General features: G+C 40.8%; 16 protein-coding genes and 1 pseudogene. 2 read left to right on the forward strand and 15 right to left on the reverse strand.

What is annotated here, in order from left to right; all coding sequences use genetic code 11:
- Positions 1 to 235: 235 nt before the first annotated feature.
- The 10 genes and pseudogenes from A9Z07_RS10815 to A9Z07_RS10860 all read right to left on the reverse strand — a co-directional run bounded on the left by A9Z07_RS10815 (position 236) and on the right by A9Z07_RS10860 (position 11,242).
- Entirely contained in the window at positions 236 to 445 is a 210-nt protein-coding gene (locus A9Z07_RS10815; protein ID WP_004770555.1) for a hypothetical protein, read from the reverse strand.
- A 40-nt stretch (positions 446 to 485) separates the two neighbouring features.
- Positions 486 to 1,079 (reverse strand): LysE family translocator, encoded by a 594-nt coding sequence (locus A9Z07_RS10820; RefSeq protein ID WP_062848254.1) that lies wholly within the window; start codon positions 1,077 to 1,079, stop codon positions 486 to 488.
- A 365-nt stretch (positions 1,080 to 1,444) separates the two neighbouring features.
- The gene (locus A9Z07_RS10825) at positions 1,445 to 3,163 is read right to left on the reverse strand and encodes an acetyl/propionyl/methylcrotonyl-CoA carboxylase subunit alpha (protein WP_069578660.1); all 1,719 of its coding nucleotides are present in this window, start codon (positions 3,161 to 3,163) and stop codon (positions 1,445 to 1,447) included.
- Positions 3,163 to 4,746 (reverse strand): urea amidolyase family protein, encoded by a 1,584-nt coding sequence (locus A9Z07_RS10830; protein ID WP_069578625.1) that lies wholly within the window; start codon positions 4,744 to 4,746, stop codon positions 3,163 to 3,165. Before A9Z07_RS10830 ends, A9Z07_RS10825 begins: the two co-directional genes overlap by 1 nt.
- Before the next feature lie 32 nt (positions 4,747 to 4,778).
- On the reverse strand, positions 4,779 to 5,594 hold the full coding sequence (locus A9Z07_RS10835; protein ID WP_139126639.1) for a putative hydro-lyase: 816 nt from the start codon (positions 5,592 to 5,594) through the stop codon (positions 4,779 to 4,781).
- Between the two features lie 2 nt (positions 5,595 to 5,596).
- The gene (locus A9Z07_RS10840; RefSeq protein WP_069578634.1) at positions 5,597 to 6,361 is read right to left on the reverse strand and encodes a LamB/YcsF family protein; all 765 of its coding nucleotides are present in this window, start codon (positions 6,359 to 6,361) and stop codon (positions 5,597 to 5,599) included.
- Between the two features lie 34 nt (positions 6,362 to 6,395).
- Positions 6,396 to 7,650, reverse strand: a pseudogene (locus tag A9Z07_RS10845) (NRAMP family divalent metal transporter).
- Between the two features lie 338 nt (positions 7,651 to 7,988).
- Positions 7,989 to 8,900 (reverse strand): LysR family transcriptional regulator MumR, encoded by a 912-nt coding sequence (gene mumR, locus A9Z07_RS10850; protein ID WP_069578641.1) that lies wholly within the window; start codon positions 8,898 to 8,900, stop codon positions 7,989 to 7,991.
- Between the two features lie 109 nt (positions 8,901 to 9,009).
- The gene (locus tag A9Z07_RS10855) at positions 9,010 to 9,954 is read right to left on the reverse strand and encodes a DUF4424 family protein (protein WP_069578643.1); all 945 of its coding nucleotides are present in this window, start codon (positions 9,952 to 9,954) and stop codon (positions 9,010 to 9,012) included.
- Positions 9,955 to 10,225: 271 nt separating this feature from the next.
- Positions 10,226 to 11,242 carry a fatty acid desaturase gene (locus A9Z07_RS10860; protein WP_139126640.1) on the reverse strand — a complete coding sequence of 339 codons (1,017 nt, stop codon included), beginning with the start codon at positions 11,240 to 11,242 and terminating at the stop codon, positions 10,226 to 10,228.
- Between the two features lie 214 nt (positions 11,243 to 11,456).
- Here A9Z07_RS10860 and A9Z07_RS10865 point away from each other — a divergent pair, with 214 nt between their 5' ends.
- Positions 11,457 to 12,461 carry an AraC family transcriptional regulator gene (locus A9Z07_RS10865; protein WP_069578647.1) on the forward strand — a complete coding sequence of 335 codons (1,005 nt, stop codon included), beginning with the start codon at positions 11,457 to 11,459 and terminating at the stop codon, positions 12,459 to 12,461.
- A 59-nt stretch (positions 12,462 to 12,520) separates the two neighbouring features.
- On the opposite strand, the gene A9Z07_RS10870 is transcribed toward A9Z07_RS10865, so the two are convergent.
- From A9Z07_RS10870 to A9Z07_RS10880, 3 genes are all read right to left on the reverse strand, one after another.
- The gene (locus A9Z07_RS10870; RefSeq protein WP_069578649.1) at positions 12,521 to 13,888 is read right to left on the reverse strand and encodes an amidohydrolase; all 1,368 of its coding nucleotides are present in this window, start codon (positions 13,886 to 13,888) and stop codon (positions 12,521 to 12,523) included.
- Positions 13,889 to 13,926: 38 nt separating this feature from the next.
- Entirely contained in the window at positions 13,927 to 15,300 is a 1,374-nt protein-coding gene (locus tag A9Z07_RS10875; protein ID WP_069578652.1) for an outer membrane protein transport protein, read from the reverse strand.
- Positions 15,301 to 15,523: 223 nt separating this feature from the next.
- Positions 15,524 to 16,405 (reverse strand): LysR family transcriptional regulator, encoded by an 882-nt coding sequence (locus A9Z07_RS10880; protein WP_069578654.1) that lies wholly within the window; start codon positions 16,403 to 16,405, stop codon positions 15,524 to 15,526.
- Between the two features lie 198 nt (positions 16,406 to 16,603).
- On the opposite strand from A9Z07_RS10880, the gene A9Z07_RS10885 reads away from it, so the two are divergent.
- Positions 16,604 to 17,473, forward strand: a complete 870-nt coding sequence (locus A9Z07_RS10885) for a DMT family transporter (RefSeq protein ID WP_069578655.1) — start codon at positions 16,604 to 16,606, stop codon at positions 17,471 to 17,473.
- Positions 17,474 to 17,563: 90 nt separating this feature from the next.
- On the opposite strand, the gene A9Z07_RS10890 is transcribed toward A9Z07_RS10885, so the two are convergent.
- Entirely contained in the window at positions 17,564 to 18,844 is a 1,281-nt protein-coding gene (locus A9Z07_RS10890) for an OprD family outer membrane porin (protein WP_069578657.1), read from the reverse strand.
- A 31-nt stretch (positions 18,845 to 18,875) separates the two neighbouring features.
- Complete coding sequence (locus A9Z07_RS10895; RefSeq protein ID WP_069578658.1) at positions 18,876 to 20,222, reverse strand: MFS transporter; 1,347 nt, start codon at positions 20,220 to 20,222, stop codon at positions 18,876 to 18,878.
- Positions 20,223 to 20,411: the final 189 nt, after the last annotated feature.

Genomic DNA, 20,411 nt, shown 5'->3' on the forward strand with positions numbered 1-20,411 from the left:
CCATTAATTAATATAATTTCTTTATAAAAAACAACAAATCAAATACGCTTAAGCATCTTGTTTATTATATTTTTTTAATTACCAATAATTTTCAAACGCTTGGCTTCTAGGAAATAGATAAATATAAGCAAAAAAATTTAAATAATTCAATCGAATAATAGCAACAAAAAATTCCATGACTTTTGATCATGGAATTCACCTTATCATCGAGAATATAAGTCTCTCAGTAACTCAATTATAATTCCTCTATAAATCTATAGATACGACCATCTTTTGGATTTTCATAAAGAAGTTCCATATTTGGCAGAAGGATCTCTCCTTCAATTTCAATGTGTTCTATTCTTTTAAATAAAGGGATTTCTTGATCATTCGCCTTTCGAATTAAGGCAACGGCTATGTTTTCAGCCTCAAATTGATCCTTTACTTTGATTTTTATATTGTTCATCAAATAACTCCATTTTAAAAATTGAAAAAAGCTAAATAAATTAAAAAGATGTAATTGCCGAAAAAGCTAAAGGCATTGCAAAAAAAGTTAAAATAAAAGCAGCAGTTCGTTGCAAGTTACGTTGATTTAACCAAACGATTTTATTAGAAATCAACATGGTTCCAAAAGCAATCCATAAAAATGCAATTGGCGTAATCAGGGCTAAAAATGTTCCCATATGGATAAAATATTGATCTGGATTCAACCATGCTGTATGTGGAAAGACGGCTGAAGCAAATAATAACGCTTTCGGATTAAGCAGGGTTGCAACAAATAATGCCTTAGATGTAATCAATGGCTGATTTAAATCAATTTCTTTTGTTGAGGTTAACCAAAGCTTTACAGCTAAATAAATAATAAAAACAGCACTAAATAGCTTTAATAACGGAGGCAACCACGGTACTAAATGGGAAACCGACTCCAGTAAAAATCCCCAAGTTGTAATCGCAATAAGATAGCCTAAAACCTCAGATGGGATTAATTTAAGTGAATGTTTTACACCAACCTGAATTCCAGATGAAGCCAATAATGTATTCGTTGGACCTGGTGTAAGTAAAATCGTAATGATCAAACCAATGAATAAAAATGACACCATAGGCAAATTCCTTTGCTAAGTTTGCAAGCGAATATCGCAAATAAAAACAAAGTTTGTCGACTAAAGGGTTGTAACGAAAAATGTAGATCTTCTTGTAAAATATTAAAAAACAATAATTTAAAAGCAAAAACTAATCAGTTGAAACTTTCCTTAGTTCAGATAAATCTGTGATTAAAATCACAATTTAAAATTAAACTCTCTCTGTAATTTAGTTATATTTCACACAATATTTTGATTCTTCAACAAAATTTAGCCTTATATCTGGTTATATATTTTTCTATTTCAAACAAATAGGGTGAATTCAGCCTGATAAAGCAGATTAGCGTCATCAGGCCAAAAATTTTCTGTAAGTTTATTGAATAAACTTAACAGATCGTGCCAATGATGCTATCTGCCTGACTAGTCGCGCCCTTCTCTACACTAATCTGAATAACGCCACTGCGATGCGCCAGTACTTGTACTTCCATTTTCATAGCTTCCATAATGGCAACCACTTGACCTTCGGTGACTTGCTCGCCATTTTCGACTTTCCAAGCGCTCATCACACCATTAATTGGGGCTAGTAAATGCTCGGCACTCACTTCTGGTTCAGCGGTTTGGGCTTGAACTGCGGTTGCTGGGCCTTGTGCAAACATACCTGCAGGTAAACCTAAACGATGTAACTTGCCATCAATTTCAATGTAGCTCAGCAACATCGGTTGTTGATGGTTCGGAATGCCGCGTTTAGTCGGTTTCAACTCTTGTTTAAAGTCATTTTCGATCCAACGCGTATGGACATTAAACTCATCGGTAAAATCAGGTTCATTGAGTACCGCACGGTGGAAATCTAAAACCGAAGCCACGCCTTCAATTTTAAATTGCTTCAAAGCACGTCTAGCACGAGCTATTGTAACTTCACGGGTTGGGCCAGTCACAATCAGTTTTGCCATGAGTGAATCAAAGTGGCTAGACACTAAAGAGCCAGTTCGAACACCTGTATCAACACGTACACCATGACCAAACGGCGCTTCAAATAAACTCAACACACCAAAGGCTGGGATAAACCCGCGAGCTGGATCTTCAGCATTAATACGAAACTCAATGGCATGTCCCTGCGCTTTCGGTGTTTCTTTAATAGAAAGCACTTCACCTTGAGCCACGCGAATTTGCTCAACCACCAAATCGACTTTTGAGGTTTCTTCGGTCACTGGGTGCTCAACTTGCAAACGCGTATTTACTTCTAAAAATGAAAGCTTGCCGTCACGACTCAGTAAGTACTCAACTGTTCCCGCACCCACATAGTTTGCAGCCTGACAAATGTTTTTTGCCGAGCTTAAAATTTGTTGATAAATCTCGTCGCTAATAAATGGTGCTGGCGCTTCTTCAACTAACTTCTGGTTACGACGTTGCAACGAACAATCACGTGTACCCAATACCACAATATTGCCATGTTGGTCAGCTATTACTTGCGCTTCTACATGGCGGGGTTTATCAAGATATTGCTCGACAAAACACTCACCACGACCAAAGGCAGCTTTTGCCTCTCGTACTGCCGACTCATAAAGCTCTTGAACTTCTTCAAGTTTCCACGCGACTTTTAAGCCACGTCCGCCACCACCAAACGCAGCTTTAATAGCAATTGGTAAACCATATTGCTTGGCAAACTCTAAAGCTTCCTCTGCATTATTAAGTGGATCTTGCGTACCTTGAACTAAGGGCGCACCGACCGAAGCAGCAATTTTACGTGCTTCGATTTTATCACCTAGTTTTTCAATGGCACTTGGTGATGGTCCTACCCATTTTAAGCCCGCATCAATCACGGCTTGGGCAAACTCAGCACGTTCAGATAAAAAGCCATAACCCGGATGAACCATGGTTGCTTTCGATTTCTTTGCAACTTCAATAATCGCAGGAATATTTAAATAGGTTTCACTGGCAGTCGTACCAGCCAAACCCCATGCTTCGTCTGCAAGTTCGACATGCATGCTGCCAATGTCGTCATCTGCATATAACGCGACCGATGAAATTCCCATGTCACGGCAAGCATGGATAATACGAACGGCAATTTCACCACGATTCGCAATCAATAATTTTTCTGTATTCATCATTCATTCTCAAAATCTGTAAATTCGGCAATTTTTTTAAATTTGATGCGGCAACCTGCTGGAATCTGTGCCACCAAGTCCCAATGGTGTTTAGCAACAGAGCCAATGACCGGATATCCGCCCGTTAAAGGGTGATCATTCATAAATAAAACGGGTTGGCCGCTCGGCGGTATCTGCAAAGCACCAATACATGTGCCTTCACTTTCCAGTTCATGGGTAATTTTGCGCGTTAAAGACTGCTCACCTGAAAGTCTTAGCCCGACTCGGTTGCTTTCATTGGTCACGAGCCATTCTTGCTGACAGAGCAGCTCAATACTGTCTTGTTCAAACCAGTCTGTACGCGGCCCCATCACAATATCTAGCTCAACCACTTCACCTGCTTGAGGCAAATTGCTTTTACCTACTTCATTTACGCTAATATTGGCTGCCTTTATCTGTCCTTGATAAATGGTATCTCCAAGTTTTAATGGCTCTGGCCCTAATACCGCCAAGCTGTCAAAAGAAGCACTATTGAGCACTGGCTCAACATCGATGCCACCACGAACTGCCAAATAGTTTCTTAAACCTGCTGTTGGTGGCTGAATTTGAAATTCATCGCCTTCATCCAAATCAATCGGTTGATAGCTTGCAAAGTCTACGGTTTGCCCTTCGGCAAATTTCACACGAATGTTTGAAATAGCCCCAGCCACCGCAATAACACATGCATGCTGCATTTTGGCTTTTAGACCGCCATTTAAAACTTCAATAATGGGTGTATCGGTTGGGTTACCTACAATACGGTTAGCACTATGCATGGCAGATAAATCCATTGCACCTGCAACCCCAACACCAATATTGGTCTGATTTAAGCGCCCTTCGTCTTGAATAAGCATTTGTAAACTTGGCGCAGTGATCGTAAATAGTGGTACAGATTGTTTCGGCTCAACTGTACGCGTGATTTGCTGCGGTACAGCTACAGTGGTTGGACGATGCGTGACATCTTCAAAATGTACAGTCATGCCCGGTAACAGCAATGCAGGGTTTTTACGCTCTAAATCCCACATTTTTTCTGATGTTGTACCAATCAGCTGCCAGCCGCCCGGACTGTCTTTTGGGTAAATACCAGAGTATTTTCCAGCCAAACCCAAAGAGCCTGACGGTATTTTTTTACGCGGAACCGTTAAGCGTGGAATATCGGTAAAAGGCTTATCGGGACTGCTCATATACGCAAAGCCGGGCGCAAAACCAATAAAAGCGACATTCCACACGCTTTGGTGGTGCTTTCTAATCACATCGGCAACAGACAACCCTTGTAACTCGGCAACCTGAGCAAGGTCCTCACCATCGTAACGAATCGGCACAATCACTTCTTGGCTGCTACGCTCAAATCCAGAATCAACTTTAAGGCTCTGAATTGAAGCAACCAGCGTTTGAAAGTTGGTTTCAATCTCGTTGAAAAAAACCAAAATTGTTTTTGCAGCGGGGACTAAGTCTTTAATTCCATTCAATTGCGTATTTTGCAATTTATTGTACAACGCCAAAGTTTCTTCAAGGCTCGCAAGCTCAATCAGAAAACAATCGGCGTTTACCGATAAAAAACGCATTTGCTTATCCTTTTAATTCTTCTTTAGCTCAATTAGCCAATCCAAGCGCGGTCAGGAATGTCGGTAATAAACATGTGACCCGGTGCATGGCTAATCGCAAAAGGAATTTTCGAGTTCATGACTGCCGCTTGCGGTGTTACCCCACATGCCCAAAACACAGGGATTTCGCCCGCTTCAATACGAGAAGCATCACCAAAATCGGGTTTATTTACATCCGAAATTCCTAAACTTTCAGGATGACCAATATGTACAGGTGCGCCATGCACGCTTGGCATACGTGAGGTAATTTTTACCGCTTCACTAATTTGATGAGATGGAATTGGTCGCATGGAAACCACCATATTTCCTGAAATACGCCCTGCTGGTTCACACTTGATATTGCTTAAATACATCGGCACATTGGTGTCGTCATGAATATGGCGAACTTCAATACCCGCTTCTTGCAAAGCCGTTTCAAAAGAAAAACTACAACCAATTAAGAAAGTCACCAAATCAGGGTGAGCGTTATAAATCTCGCTTGCATCGGTCACTTCATCGACCATTTCCCCATCTTTCCAAATACGATAGCGCGGGAAATCAGTTCGAATGTCTGAGTCTGCCGCAAGTTTAGTTGCATAAATACCTTCTTCGAGCACATCAAGCACTGGGCAGCTTTGTGGGTTACGGTGTGCATAGAGTAAAAAGTCATATGCCCACTCTTTTGGCACCGAAATCATGTTGACCTGCGTCATGCCCGCAGCCATGCCTGCTGTCGGTTTATCAAAACCTGCACGGATTTTTAAACGCGCATTTAAAGCGGCTTCAAGCTGAGCTGGGTCGACTTTAATATCCTTATACATGGTGCTCATCCTTATGCTTTGTTTACAAATGGGCGGATTTCAATATTGTTTTTTACAAGCTCGGCTTTAATAGCTGCCGACATCTCTAGCGCACCATCGGTGTCGCCATGTAAGCAAATGGTGTCGGCTTGAATTGGAGTAAATACGCCGTCAATTGATTCAACCCCACCTTTTTTAAGCATAGACACCACACGGCTCGCAACAAATGCCGAGTCGTGCAAAACAGCACCTTCTAAACGGCGAGATACCAGTGAACCATCGCTGTTATAAGCACGATCTGCAAATGCTTCAGACACCACTTTTAAACCAGCCGCACGTGCCTGCTCAACTAGGTTCGACCCAGCCAAAGCCACTAAAACCAGTTCAGGGTTATACATTTTAATCGCATCAATCACTGCTGCTGCCTGAGCTTGGTCATGTGCAATGGTGTTATAAAGCGCGCCATGTGGTTTAACATATTGCACTTTTGAACCTGCCACTTTTGCCAAGCCATCGAGTGCAGAAATTTGGTAAAGCACATCGGCAATCAGTTCATCACGCGACAAATCCATATTACGGCGGCCAAAGCCTACAAGGTCTGGATAAGACACGTGAGCGCCAATGGTCACACCAAGCTCAACTGCTTTACGAACCGTTTTTAAAATGCCGAGCGGGTCGCCCGCATGGAAGCCACACGCAATATTGGCACTGGTCACGACAGGTAAGATCTGATCATCATTACCCATTTTCCATGAGCCAAAGCTTTCACCCAAATCACTATTTAAATCTACAAACATGGCATTATTCCTTTATCTCTTCACGTCGTCTGGCTTAAAGCTTGGTCAAATAGTTAAACACTGTCGTAAATGACATATAACCCATCCACCACGTCAACAGACATGTTAACCCACCCAAAATAAGTAACCATTTTGGATAGTTATAATTACCCATTAAATCTTTACGGCATGCAGCTACATACACAAAAATTGTAAGACCAATTGGCAACACCAGACCGTTAAAACCACCGACAAAAATGAGTAGACCTGCTGGAGTTGCACCCAATAACACATAGAGCAATAAAGCTAATGCAATAAAGGTAATGGTCGTATAGTTGGTTTGTTTTGGTGTTAAATTCTTTTTAAACGCAGTAAAGAATGACACTGAAGTATATGCTGCGCCAATGGTGCTACTAATACCCGCTGCCCAGAAAATTAAACCGAATAATTTAAAACCAAATGTACCCGCTGCATATTGGAATGCTTGCGCTGCCGGATTGGCGTCATGGCTGGCTAAATCAATCGTTGCACCGCTCACCACCACACCTAAAAATGCTAAAAACAACACATAGCGCATGATACCAACCACGACAATGCCCTTAGTCGCAGCTTTCGCAACTTCATCAATATTTTCAGGGCCAACCGCGCCTTTATCGAGTAAACGGTGTGCACCCGCATAGCAGATATAACCACCCACCGTACCACCGACAATGGTAGTAATAATGGCAAAGTCGATCTGATCTGGCGCAAAGGTTTGCTGTACCGCTTGCCCAACAGGAGGCATCACAATGACTGCGACGATGATGATCAGGATGATTTTCAGCAATCCCAACACAATCATGCTTTTATCCATGGCAAGCGTGGCTTTTCTTGAAGCAAAAATCAAAATGGCTAATGCACCACTTAAAATACCGCCCCACTTTGTGTCTAGACCAAAAAGTGCATTTAAGCCTAAAGCTGCACCTGCAATGTTACCGACACTAAAGAAAAAACCGCCCAAAATCACCAGAAAAGCCAGTAAATAACCACTACCCGGTAATGCTTTATTGGCAATATCTGATGCACGCATTTGCGTCAGTGTGACCACTCGCCAAATATTCTGTTGAACTACATAATCAATCAGAATAGAAACTAAAATGGCGAAGCCGAATGCTGCGCCTAACTTGACTGTAAATACAGCGGTCTGAGTTAAAAATCCTGGCCCCATTGCTGAGGTTGCCATCATAAAGATCGAGGCGACAATGGCCCATTGGCGATCTGATAAAAAAGAAGATTTCAGTAAAGACATATTGAATGCGTTCCTCATCCATTTGAGCTTCATAACGCTATTTTTAATTTGATTCAGAAGTATCATTTTTGACCAATGATATTCTTCAATCCTTTTCAATAACCAAGATTCTCTGTTCCTAAATGACCACATGAGTTCATCAAATCTTGTATTTAAAATAAAAACACAGCACAGCCAGCTGAACAATACGACTTTTTACATCATCCGTTAAACCCAAGATTTTGAATTTTAAATAATTTTATTTCAAACCTCTTTAATGATAAATTTTACTTATCACGTTCTATAAGCTGTATTTATCACTTGGCAAATAAGCAATGCTTATAAGAATGAGAAAAAGAACTGGAAAATGCCGCCAATCATTTAGGCCTTAATCTGCGCATTCAGTCTTTTCATGGCACTATCCGACACCATCACTGCAACGTCAGTTAATTTTTCTTTCAAGGCCACATCGTTGCCTTGAATGTAGATTGAGGTGAAATGAAACGTTTTTAACTGAATGGGGGTGTTTAATATTTCCAGCCGACCGTCAGTGATCTCCTTCAAGGCGGTTAAGGTCGGCACAACGGCGATGCCCAAACCTTGCTCAGCAAGACGTAGCAGTGTTGCTAATGAATAACTAGTAATTGAAAGTGGCTCATCAATCCCTTGTTCTTTCATTTTTGCTTTGAGTTCTTTATAAGGATAGGTAATTTTTGGATAGGTCAGAATGGTATGAGACATTAATGTCTTAAATGACATTTGCCCAATTCCACCTTTAAACGAAGGTGAAGCCAAAAAACTCAGTTCGAAATTACACAGTGCCTGTTCAATACATTCAAAGGCTAAGGTTGGCCCAAGTAAAAAAGCCATATCCAGATCACCTGTTCGTACACCTTCCTGTAAGTTAGGCGTCAGATCGACCACAATTTCAACTGAAACTTTGGGGAATTCTTGCTGAACCTTTTCGATATATTCAACTAGCCATGTATAAACAATAGTTTCCGATACACCCAAGCGAATTGTGCCAGTCAAATGCTGATTTTCAGTCAGCTCAGCCACTAAATCCGTCTCTAGGCGCATAAACTTTTCAGCATACTTAAATAAAGTTATGCCCTTATGCGTTGGTTTAAGCTGACGAAAACTTCGATCTAGAATCTTAAAACCAAGATCATTTTCAAGTGCTGTGATTTTTTGAGATACCGCAGGCTGAGTGGTTTGTAATTTAGTCGCAGCTTTATTGAAGCTATTTAAAGTCACCACCCAATAAAATGCTTCCAGATTCTTTAAATTCACGCTTAATCCTGTGTCATATCTCCCTAACCCACCTGATAGTATGAGAGTTACGCCCCTGATGATGCTAGGCATTTATTGAATTTTTATGAGAATGACCTTCAGTGAGTGCTTATTTCACAGTCACAAAGATAATATCCAGATCATTTTTGGGAATGAAATTGTGCTTGATCATCTGGAAGCGGGTTGGGCTAATTTTTTCGACGCTTCCCTTCCAGCAAAAAGACACCAGCTCGCTTTTATCACGCTCAATCGTCAATTTAAACTTTTCAATCGGCTTGGCCCAGTTTGCTCCAGTCCTCAGGATATAGCTTAAAGCACTAAACGGCGAATGTTCTGCACTGGCTTTTTTTAGTCCCTGTTTAAATTTGGCATCCATACAAAATTTCTGGTTATATTCATCTGGATATAACGTAACAGAACCACCGACCAATGGTTCATATGCATGTTGAATCTTGGTCAATGCATTGGCTTTAAAGGTCTGTTTCCAACTATAAATCACTTGAGATGACCACGGAATCACATCATCTTTTTGGAAATTGGCTAGAATTTTTTGTATTTGTGGCTGCTTACATTGTCTCAATTTATCTTGATAATATTCATAATCATCGTTATTTCTCGCCCAAGGATTGAGCATATCAGTCTGACTAAAGCCACATTGTTTAAATGCATCTGTCGTATCAATGAGCGGCGATGTTTCATCCTTTTGAATAAATGTCCGCACATGCATTTCAGGTTTTATATTTTTTCCATCGACAATAATCTTAAAACTATTTAGAAGCTGCTCGGTATGTGCGAAATCCGCTTCAAAGAAATTATCGATACGCGGCAAGGGAAATAACACGGTTTCAGTAATATCTTTCTTACTTAAATTGTTATAAACATAATCAACCTTGATCAGCTTTTTGCTAATAAACAGGTCTTCACTTTGCATCACAATCTGTGCATTTTTGAGATATTGAATGCCACCTGTCCCAACATAGCCCGTAGAATCATTGGCAAGACTAGATGTTGATAATGGAGCTAAACAAACCAAAGCTACTGCAATTTTTTTCATTTTTTAACTGCTCTAATGGAACTTGTTCTTATCAGATATTCATTAGAATCATAGCGTTTATAGAACAACAATGTGAAATTTTTATTATGATGGATGAGAGAACATCATTTCTATACAGTGAGTGTGAGTTTTCAATATCAAGATATTTCATTGAATGCGATCAGTGCAACCTTCTGCATCCAAGAAGAGATTTTACAAGGATTCAATAAAACAATGTCCTGCCAGCGAGAGAAAGAGTATAACGTCCCGCGCTACACTCTTCCGGTTATGCTTAATCGACAATCTTATTCAGTTCCCAACGATTCGCACGCTTGAATGTGCCGAGGTCATTGAATCTAACCCCCATATCACGCATCACCTGATGAGCAACGGGTGCAGTCATCTGCCGAAGATAAAAAGGCTCTTTAATCACAAAATGATGGATTGCATGGGTTGAACCAAAATTACAGCAGAATAACTGGAACGGTAGCATCCACCACGGAGTCAACACCTGCGTCTGCTGAATCACATTACCCAATTCGACATCACCATAATAATGCATATTACTGGTGACAAAGTGCAGGCAAAAAGTCCGTAAGACATTTGGGGCAACCCATACCACGGTCAAAATATTGATCACGTGCATGACTTGTAATGTCGTTGCTGACCATAAAATCGGTGCATCAACAATACTTGAAATCGCATTCAGGGCATGGAAACCTAGAAACACATACCAGATTGACCAGTGAATGATACCCAAGGGAAAATACGCAGCCAAACTCCGCTTAATCACCATTTTTCGGAGGTGACTGTCTTTCAGCTTAAATACTCTAAATAAAACAGATAGCCCATTATCGCCGGTAGCAAAAAAGCGCAGTACCCCCCATTGCTCACCGTTCCATAATGCTCTTTCCTCAACATCTTTTTCTGTACCCGAACATTTATGATGATTGAAATGCAGTTCTCGACGTAACCAGGGATTAATGGTACTTGGTCGAGCCAGCCAAACCAGCCCCATCATTAAATGATGTGCCCACGGTTTTTTACGAAAATACATCCAGTGAATCAGATCATGTTCTAATTCATGGGTGAAAGAAGCAAAAAATGCAATCAGCGGAATAGTCCACCACACGGAAAGCTGTTGTGTGATGTAAAAATAGGCGGTAGCGCCCATTCCGAGTAAGGAAAATAATAGAATTAAAGCGCCAATGGTATTTTGGTGATTTAAAACAGAATAACGTTTTCTCAATCTAACGCCTTCGTCCATAACGACACGTTTAATATGTTCTGTTTTTTCGGCATCAGTCATACCTGCTGGATCTTTGTATACGTAGCTCATCATCGTTCCTCGATGTTCTTATGACTCTACTGTATTTAGATCGGTGATTTGATGCTTAACCCGAAACGCCAATTTATTGGCTATAGATGCCAATTCATGATTGTCAGCAGAATTGAATAAAAAAATGATGAAAAAAACCTTATACTCAGTTCAAGAATGAGAATTAAACGTTATAGGACATGACATGCCACAGACGGCCACAGCATTGACAAGTTGGGTAAAAGCAATTCAAAAAGCCCTTGAAAAAGCAGGTTGTGATAGTAAAAGTTTAATTGAACAGGCTGGACTGGATATACAGGCGCTGAATGATCCGAATGCCCGCTACTCTCTGCAACAAACCGCACGTTTATGGCAACTGGCAACTGAGGCAACACAAGACTCATGTTTTGGGCTTAAAGTTGCCAATCAGGTCAATCAACATACCTTCCATGTTCTGGGACATTCTTTGGCGACCAGTACCACACTCAAAGAGATGTTTATCCGAATCATCAGATATTTTCGTTTGGTAACGGACATTCCAAAACTGGAGTTCTATGGCAAAGACCAGAATCATTACTTCATCATCCATGTTCCAGATGAAGTTCAGTACGAATCAATCGATGCTTTTATTTCCGTGTTTATCCGTTCATGCAGAGCGTTGCAAGGATCACTTTTTTCACCGTTACGGATTGAGTTAAGACGTTCTGAGCCCAGTGATCTCGAAACGTATCGCAGTATTATCAAAGCCCCTCTTATTTTCAATGCACCCCAAGATATGATTGTCTTTGATACGGCGACGATAGAACTTCCGCTGGAAGGTGCAAATCCGATCCTGTCACAGGAATATGATGAAATTATCATGCGCTATTTGGCACGCTTCGATAAGGAAAATATTCAGGCAAGGATCAAGGTAAAAATTATTGAAAATCTCGCGGCTGGAGAAATACAACAACAAGAGATTGCTAAAAGTCTCGGGCTGAGCACGCGTAGTCTGCAACGAAAACTGTCTTTAGAAAATACCTCATACAGTGAAATTTTGGATAAGACGCGGCAGGAACTGGCAAGCTCTTATATCAAAAATAATTCTTATAGCATTACTGAGATTGCCTATATTCTCGGCTTTACAGATGTCAGCAGTTTTACACGGGCATTTCGTCGCTGGACCGATTGCTCTCCACTGCACTATCGTGAAAATCTCTCCAAAACCTGATTTTTCCCTCTTAAAATAAAAAAAGATACATCGATTGCGATGTATCTTTTTTCAAAGCCTTACTTCTTATTCAATAGTTCCAGCATCGAAACAGTGGTGATTTTTACCCCCATTGGCAATGCCTTTAAATCGACAACATAATTCGGACTATGCGGGAGATAAGGTACAGCTTGTCCCTTTAATTTCGCCGCAGCAAAAGTAAGTGGATTGGCAACCCCAACAAACATAAAAGTAAATGGAACATCTTTCTGCTCATCGATTAAATGATGCACATCCTCTGATCCCATGAATGCAGGGAAATCATTCACCACCTTTTTATCACCCAATAATGCTTTTAAAGGCCCATTTAGGCGGTTAGAAAGATCTTTATCGTTCACCACAGGTGTTACAGAACCTCTCATGGTCAGTTCGGGGAGTTGATCTTTTTCCATGCCTTGTATCTGGGCTGCGCCATCACTCATAAGTTTGATGCTATTGAGCATATTGTCGCGGACTTTTGGATTAAACCAGCGGATATTCATTTTGACCAAAGCCGAAGACGGCACAGCGTTATTGGTCGCGCCGGCCTGAATTGAACCGACAGACAGTGCCGCTGGCTCTTGAGCACTGACCACATTGCCCATAATCGTCTGATATTGGGTAATCGCATTAGCCGCCATATTAATCGGATTCTTAATTAAATAAGGCACTGAGCTATGCCCAGCAACACCTTTAAATAAAACATCGAGCTGATCGGTTCCTGCCATACGTGGACCTGGTGCATTCAATACCATGCCGACGGGAATAGGTGTGGTATGCACTGCAAAGAAATAATCAGGTTTGGGTAAATTATATTTTTTCCACAAGCCATCAGCCAACATCGCTTTCGCACCTGTGACCGGTTCTTCAGCGGGCTGGGCAACAAGAATAATGGTACCACTCCATTCATTCTTCAAAGCCGCCATGGTACGCGCCATTCCTAGCATCCATGTCACATGTGCATCATGACCACACATATGCGCAACTGGCGTTTCAGTACCATCAGCAAGTTTAGCGCGAACCTTGCTGGCATAAGGCAAGCCGGTCGCCTCTTCTATGGCTAATGCATCCATATCGGCACGATACATCACCGTTGGGCCTTTGCCATTTTTTAAAACACCGACCACACCTGTTTTGGCAATACCTGTCGAAACCTCAAAACCTAAAGCTTTTAGTTCATTGGCGACAATTGCAGAGGTACGGGTTTCCATAAATCCCAGTTCAGGATGTTCGTGAATATCCTTGTAAGTTTTGCTCAACCATTCTGTTTGACCATCAATAAGGTCTAATGCTTTTGCCGATACCGCAGGGAGACTTGCTTTTGCTTCATCGGCATGTACAGCGCCTACATTGACGAGCAGAAATGCTGTTACTCCGATCCAACCCAATTGATTCACAACTTTTTTCATTGTCTAAATTCCTTTCTCAATGAACTTTTTTAATCTCATTAAAATTTATAGCCAATTTTCAGACCATAACTGATTGAATGGTTATCGCTGAAATCTGCGACGTAATAGTCACTGCCTGCCTGTGCTCCGAGCTGCCCTTTGGCATCTCCTAACCAGAAATATTTAATCCCACCAGAAATAAAATATTGAGCTGTTGGACTATATTGAGCACCTAAACCTAAGTTGTAATATCCCTTAACAGGCCCACCTGTAGAGACTTTATCTCCTGCTCCCGAATCCCATCCAACCGATACACTCCCTAACCATTGAGGTGAAAATCTCTGCCCAACCCCTAAATTTGCAGACCATTGATCCTCATAGAAACGAACCAGACTAAAACCATCTGGACGGCTTGGCGTAGAAAGGACACCTAATACTTTTGAGGTTTCACCAAAGCGATAAGGTTGAAAATTCAACTCACTCCAGTTCACCCAACGGACATTACCAAACAGCAAAGTCCCTGGACGTAAACCGGTCTGAAACTCAAGATTGACTGAGTCTGGGGTTTTAAACTGGGTAGTTCCTGAATCTTGGGTATGTGCCAATCCTACAACAATCTGATTCAATGCCTCCTTTTTCTGTGGGGACATCTGACCAATAGAAATCATGTAATCTAAATGCTGGTCAACCAAATCACGGCCTTGTTGAGTTTTTAACATATCGACCAAGGGTGCATTTTCAACTGCATTCACTTTATGCTGAATTTCAGAACGATAAGTTATAGAGGCTTTGATTGCTTTTTCAGGTATCTGATAAGCGAGTCCCGCCAGCCATCCCCAATCGCCAACACTTTTGCTATGCAAATCATAGCCATTGTAAACACTAAAGACATTGCCTCTGAGCTCAACTTCACTTTTGAAGGTCTGATAAACTGGCCCTGCATAAAAGTTCCAGTTTTTATTGGGTTGATAGCCCAAAATGAGACTCAGATTTTGTATATCGAAACTTGATTTGGAATTTCCTGTGGGAATATTGCCTTGGGTTGCATTTGCCAATCTAGTAGTTGTCAGTCCAGGCAACATCACCATATCTTTGCCTGTGGCAACAAAGCTATTATTTCCTGTGTATTCTGTATCTGAACCGAAAGGTTGGTCATATAGCAGACCAAAAGAAAACTGTGGGGCTAGCTGTAACTTTAAAGCAGCTGTTGGGCGGTAATCTGTATGACCAATATCAGAAATCGCACTATTTCCTGAATTTGTACCTGCTTCCTGCCCCTTTAAAGACGTGTCCGTAACGCCAAGACTTGCTTCAAAATAATGATCAGGCTGCAAAAATGCCGCAACAGATTGTCCTGTTTTATCAAAGGCTGCCGCATATAAAGAACCTGTCCAAATAGAGCTGATTGCTATAACTAAGATTTTCTTTTGCATTGTAAATTCCCAAATCCATCCTGGACTTTTTTTATTTTCTTGAATCAATATATGTAGATATGAAGGAATTTACTTAACCCTAAACGCCAAACACTTGGCTGTGCATGCCAATAGGCTGTGCTAAATGAAAAGAGGGTTTTAAGTGAGGGAATAAATGTTTTTAGGTGTAATAAAACGACTTAGGCTAGCTCTACACTGAACATCTCATTCTAGATATTTTTGTTTAATACTCATGCGACACTGGCACCGCTTGTCTAAGCGTTTTAACTAAAAGTTCGTTTAAGTGATCTACCGCTTTTGAGTCACGAGAAGTATGGCTTCGGTAAACTGCTACCTCCATTGGCTCTAAAGGACCCAACCCATGTTCAGCCCCAAGAATTTCTAAATGCTGTGGCGCACTACATTGAGTAAAAACAGCAATCGCCAATCCACTTTCAACAGCAGCAATTTGTCCAACCAAACTTGAGCTACTGTAAACCACACGATAACGGCGCCCTTGCAAGGAAAGAGAGTTGATTGCACTCTTTTTAGCTGAACTTGTACTTTCATACACTGCAATAGGGACTGGATCTTCACGCCAAAGCTCAAATTGTGGAGACCCCACCCAAACCATCGGCTCATGAAATAATAAAGTACCTTGACGCTTGCTGTCTCTGGAAATTAAAGCCAGATCAATATCACCACTTTCTATACGAGGAATTAAGGAGGTGGATTGTTCGCAAATGAGTTCAATTTCAACACCACTATAACGAGGTGCAAATCGTTTCAATACTGGGGTCAGATATTTCACAGCATAATCATCTGGTACTCCTAAACGTATCCGCCCACTTAATTCTTCCCCATGAAATGCCATCACAGCTTCATTATGCAAATCTAATATTCGCCGTGCGTATCCTAATAGCACGTGCCCCTGAGGGGTGAGTTCTATTTGTCTATGGGTTCTGATCAATAGCTGACACCGCACAGCTTCTTCTAATTTTTTCAATTGCATGCTGACCGCGGATTGTGATCGATATAGCTCAGGAGCCGCATTTGAGAGTGAACCAGTATCAACCACCGTAACAAAACACTTTAACCAGTCTATTTGTAAGTTCTTTAGATTCATGGCAAATCTTTCTATTTGATTTTCGAATAGTATATTCAAGAATTATGCGCTTTTCATTATTTAATAATATGACAATACTTACCCTATTCAGCAGGCCATCACATTGATTTGAAGGCTTTTTCCGATAACTTTTTACCATCATTTTTTATTTTAAAAATTTAATAATTTCTTAGGAATTAAATCACTAGGAGTGATTCCATGTACCTCAATAAAAGTACACTTGCCGCACAAAGTGCCACTTCAGGATTTGTTCTATTATGGGGCTGCGCTGCAATCTTTACTCGTTGGGGGCTCGATAATGCGTCGCCAATCGCTTTATTAATTTTACGATTTTCAACTGCTTTAGTAGTCCTCCTCTTACTTGCTCTCTTTAGAAAAAGATTATTGCCTAGACATGGGAGCCGCAAACAAGTGTTATTCACTGGACTTCTCATTATTGCGGGCTATTCGATCTGTTATTTTCAAGCAATGGCACATGGCGTTACACCTGGTTTAATTGCGACTATTTTGGGAATACAGCCAATTCTAACGCTATGCATCATGGAGAAAAAAATACAAAAAACACGCTTGCTAGGTTTATGTATCTCGTTAGCAGGTCTGGCTCTTCTCGTCTGGAAAAGCTTGTCTATGTCCCTGATTGCGCCTATTGGTATTTTGTTTGCACTGGCCGCGCTGCTCTGCATGACTTTTGGTGCCATCATGCAGAAGAAGATTCAACAAGCACCTACAGAAGTATTACCCTTACAATATGCCATCAGTCTTGTCATATGCTTAATCTTTATTCCATTTGAACATTTTGAAATTCACTGGAACTCACAACTTGTTATCTCTGTTCTTTTCCTTGGAGTTTTGATTTCTGTTGTTGCCCAACTTTTATTGTATAAGCTGCTAAGTCAGGGAAATATTGTAAATGTGACGAGCTTATTCTACTTAGTTCCTGTCGTGACTGCATTACTCGACTTTTTAATTTTAGGTAACAAACTGCCAATAGCAGGTCTTATTGGGATGGTCGCAATTTTATTAGGCTTGTTGCTGGTGTTTAGAAAAGAATATGACATTAAACGCTAAAATGATTGCACCTTTTCACCTGACTTCTATTTTTTATTAATTTTCAAACAGTTTCCCGATTTTTAGAAACCGTTTGAAAATGTTTACTGTTTAAAACTTAAAGCTATAGTCAATATTCAAGCGTGTTTCATTGGTGGAATGGAAAGTCATATTAGTGGGCATATCATTGCGATAATGAGAAAAGCGAGCCCGCATTCCCAAACCTTTTAACTTGCCTTCTGGAATTTTATAACCCAAATCAAATTCCATTGACTCCTCTTTAAAACGCTGATCGCCGTATTGCAACAAATCAATGTCTTCACCTTTGGCATAGCGGGTCATAAAGCGTAGCCCATTTAACGAAACATCACCTACTCGCGCATTTTTAAAGTCATATTCATAACGTATCGAATAGACTTTTTCATCTTTATTTGAATAGTCTGAGCTCATAAAATCAAGCACGACGGGACTTTCTGTTCCCGACAAAAACGGCAGACCTGTTGAGCCAAACGACTGCATGTAACCCAAAGAAACCGTATGATCTTGATAGTTTAAACCAAATAAACCACTCATATGTCGGTTATCGACCTCTCCTATTTTTTTATTTCCAGCTTCTTCACTATTAAAAAAGCGCACGTCACTTAAAAAGTTAAGCTGATCATTTAAAGGCTGTTTGCCGTTAAAGCCCAAAAATTGTTGCTGGTAAATGTCTTTCAGCTCAGCATGATAAGCCCGTAAACGGTAATCCTTTAACTGATAGCTTCCTCCTAAGGTATAAAAAGAATCGGTAGTTGCCGCTTTGTCAAAACGATGGTTGATATTGTCTGTTCCGACATCGGTAAAACGAATCGAATCACGTTGACGTACTTCATCAACATAAAAGCCTTCGAGTTGAAGATTTGGAATTTCATTTGAAACAAAGCGGATACCGCGATAAGTCTGTGGAAATAAACGCGCTGGCGATGAAAATATAGTCGGTAACTGTGGAACCAGATCGCCCACAAAAAGCTCATTTTTTCTAAATTTCGCCTTCCCTGTAATGCCGATTTTCCCATAGTAATCGTCACGTGAGTTATCGGTATTGACTTGGAGTAAGCCACTACGCGCATAGTCATCCGCCCGATTTCCCATCAGATTAAAACCAGCCATTGCCAGCACATCAACACCGAAGCCAACTGTCCCTTCGCTATAACCAGACTGTCCTTTAAAAATCAGACCCTGTGCCCAGTCTCTAGCCGCTGTATAGGGATATGGGTCTTTTTTATAGTCTCGGTCAAAGTAAAAATTACGTAGTGTCAGCTCAGCTTTACTGTCTGCAATAAACTCGGCATGCACAATTTGACTCAATAATGGGCACAAGCATACCCCCACCCACAATGGTGTCTTTTTCATTTTTTATCTCAACTATTTAATTTTTAATGGTCTAAGGCGCTGTTTTAAGTGCGTAATCTGGCTCTTTCTTATTTCGGTAAAAAGCATTACTCAAACTTAAAATCAGGAAGATGGCTAAAATAAAGACCACACCGTAATAAGCATAAAGCGTTGCGGGTGCTATACCTTTATCAAGGAAAATACCTGCCACCGTTGGTGATAAAATTGCCCCAATCCGACCAAAACCGATGGCATAGCCCACGCCACGACTACGAATTTCGGCATCATAAATTGTTGGAGAAATCGAATATAAACCTGCGACACAACCATTAATCAGTGTACCGAGTAATAACCCCACCATGAGTGCAATGCTGACTTGAGATGAGACTGCCACAAAGAGAAAAACACATACCGAAGTAAGTCCTAAAAATAGACTTAAGGCATAGAAAATTTTCATGCGTGATGCCAATAAACCAATAATAGCCGCCCCAAAAATGCCACCAATACTAATTAAAATACCAGTACTTACGCCTTGTTCTGGCGACATCCCCATTGAAATAAGAATTTTTGGTGTCCAGCTCATGACAAAGTAAAAGCCAAACATCACTAAAAAGAAGGCAAACCAAAGACAAAGTGTTTGAAATCCAAGTTGTCCTGTAAATAATTTGCTGAGTTCACTGCCATTTTGCGTACTGATTTTTTCATAACGTGGCATAACTGGTAGTTGGTTAAGGCCCATACGATTTACAGTTGCATTAATTCGTTCGAGTGCCTGTTTTGGTCGTTTCGCGAGTAAATAATCTAAAGATTCAGGTAATAACCATATGCTGATCAATAACATTGCAATGGTGGTAATGCCGCCTGCTAAAAAGATTGATCGCCAACCTAAATGCTCAATCAATGCCAGTGATAGTACTCCGCCAAGTGTCGCGCCAATTCCATACCCTGTAGACATTAAGCTCACCGCGAGACTGCGCCAGCGCGCATTGGCATATTCACTTGCCAGTACATTACTACTTGCAAGGATTCCACCTACCCCGATTCCAGTAATAAATCGAAGTGCGACCAACATGCCGTGACTTTGTACAAAAGCACAGCCCAACATGCTCAGACCTGCGATGACAAGACAAACCAAAATAAGTAAACGGCGACCGATTTTATCGGCTAACGGTGCGAGAAAAATTGAACCAGCAGCCATTCCAAAAAGACCTGAACTGAGTAACAAGCCAATTTGTGCACCTGAAAGTGACCATTCTGCTGACACGGACGGCGCAGTAAATGCCATCACCATCACATCAAAGCCATCAATAATATTGAGACAAATACAGATCAAAATGACGAACCATTGATAACGGCTCATGTTGTTTTGATTGATCTCACTTAGAACATCTCTTTCCATTTGTGTATCTCCCAATGTGGATAAGACATACACACGACATTGCCGATATGAGCGATTGGGTGGTTATGCATATCCGTATCCATAATGACCTAGAGGAATATTTGTTTTGGAGCATCCTGCTCTTTTTCTATACTGAATATTTGGATCCAAAAAATCAACAATATTTTTTAAATTTAATTAAATCAAAAC

This window comes from Acinetobacter sp. YK3 (assembly GCF_001729365.1).
GTDB lineage: Bacteria > Pseudomonadota > Gammaproteobacteria > Pseudomonadales > Moraxellaceae > Acinetobacter > Acinetobacter vivianii.